Here is a 1,520-nt window from a genome sequence, read left to right as displayed (position 1 = left end):
AATAATCGACTGCGCTCTTAACTTAATGTCCCCTTTTAATACCGCTTTTCTCCGTTTTGGACACCAGACAAAGTGATAGTTAAGTAGTGTTACCGAATGAGGATTTCTTCTATAATCTTCCATCTACCCTTGACAAATATTGTATTTCCAACCTAGCCTATATACAGGAGGTAAGTCAAGATGTACGGAGTTCAAGAAGTTCTCATCCATACAGACAGCGAGATAAGGGCTGTCTTAGAGTTTGTCTGTGAAGAAGCTAACAAGCTGGCTAATTGTGGTATTTATTATTGTCGGCAAATGCTTTTTAAGGCAGGGCGATATATCGGTAAATATGACCTTGATTCTCAGTTGAAAAATCACCCTCATTTTCGAGCCATGCGGTCATGTTGCGCTCAACAATTGCTCCATGATGTTGCTGAATCTTTTTCTTCCTATAAAGGGCTTTTAGGTCTCTGGAATAAAGGGCAATTACCTAATAAGCCTAGACCACCTAAATATCGAAAGAAAGGGGGGATGGCAGTAGTAACCTATACGGCAAGATATGTGAAGTTAACCGAAAAAGGGTTAAGGTTTTCGTTGGGGGAGCAGCTAAAAGCTTGGTTCGGGATTGATAGTTTTTATCTGCCAATGCCGTCTAATTTGAGGTTTGAAGACATTAAAGAGTTTCGGATCGTTCCTAGAAATCTTAGTTTTTATCTTGAGTGTGTTTATAAGCAACCCGATCAAGAGAAAGTTAAGCCTAATAACAATGTACTAGGAATAGATCACGGATTGGGTAACTGGTTAACCTGCGTTTCTAACACGGGAAAGTCTTTTATCTTTGACGGAAAAAAGGCTAAGTCTCAAAATCAATGGTATAACAAGCGAGTTGCTCAAATTAAGACTGGTAAGCCGCAGGGTTACTGGGATGATGAATTAGCTAAAATAACCGAAAGGCGTAACCGACAGATGAGAGACGCTACCAATAAAGCTGCTCGTTTTATTATCAATTGGTGTCTCGGCCATGACATTTCTACTGTCGTTTTTGGAGGGAATCAGCGACAAAAAGACTCGATTGAGTTAGGAAAGAAAGTTAATCAGGAATTTGTTAGTATTCCCACAGCGAAGCTTAAAAATCGCATTGGTCAATTGTGTGAAAAGTACGGGATTAAATTCGTTGAGACTGAGGAAAGCTACACCTCAAAGGCTTCTTTTTTAGATGGTGATTCGCTACCTAAATTCGGTGAGAAACCCGAAGGGTGGCAGTCATCAGGTAAAAGAATTAAAAGAGGTTTGTTTAAAGCTTTTAGTGGTCAATTAATTAATGCTGATTGCAACGGTGCGGCCAATATCATTAAAAAAGTAGCCACACAGCTAGGGGTTTCTCTAGATAAGGTGGGTAGGGCATCTTTGACAGTGCCACAACGATATAAATTGGATAGCCTTTCTAAAATATATCGTAATCGAATAGAAGCGCGGTTTCAACCCGCTTCTATTCACCGATTAGAATCCCCGTCTTTTTAAAGCGGGGAGATGTCAAA

The 1,520-nt window shown here is 39.9% G+C and carries 2 protein-coding genes; one reads left to right on the top strand and one right to left on the bottom strand.

Annotated features, from left to right (window positions below):
- A partial coding sequence (locus O9295_RS25905) for a transposase (protein ID WP_288036159.1) occupies positions 1–123 on the bottom strand: 123 nt, incomplete at its 3' end.
- Between the two features lie 57 nt (positions 124–180).
- On the opposite strand from O9295_RS25905, the gene O9295_RS25900 reads away from it, so the two are divergent.
- On the top strand, positions 181–1,503 hold the full coding sequence (locus O9295_RS25900) for an RNA-guided endonuclease InsQ/TnpB family protein (RefSeq protein ID WP_288036158.1): 1,323 nt from the start codon (positions 181–183) through the stop codon (positions 1,501–1,503).
- Positions 1,504–1,520: the final 17 nt, after the last annotated feature.

Source organism: Microcystis sp. LE18-22.4A, from assembly GCF_027531105.1.
Taxonomy (GTDB): domain Bacteria; phylum Cyanobacteriota; class Cyanobacteriia; order Cyanobacteriales; family Microcystaceae; genus Microcystis; species Microcystis aeruginosa.
This window is presented reverse-complemented; position numbering and strand designations above follow the sequence as displayed.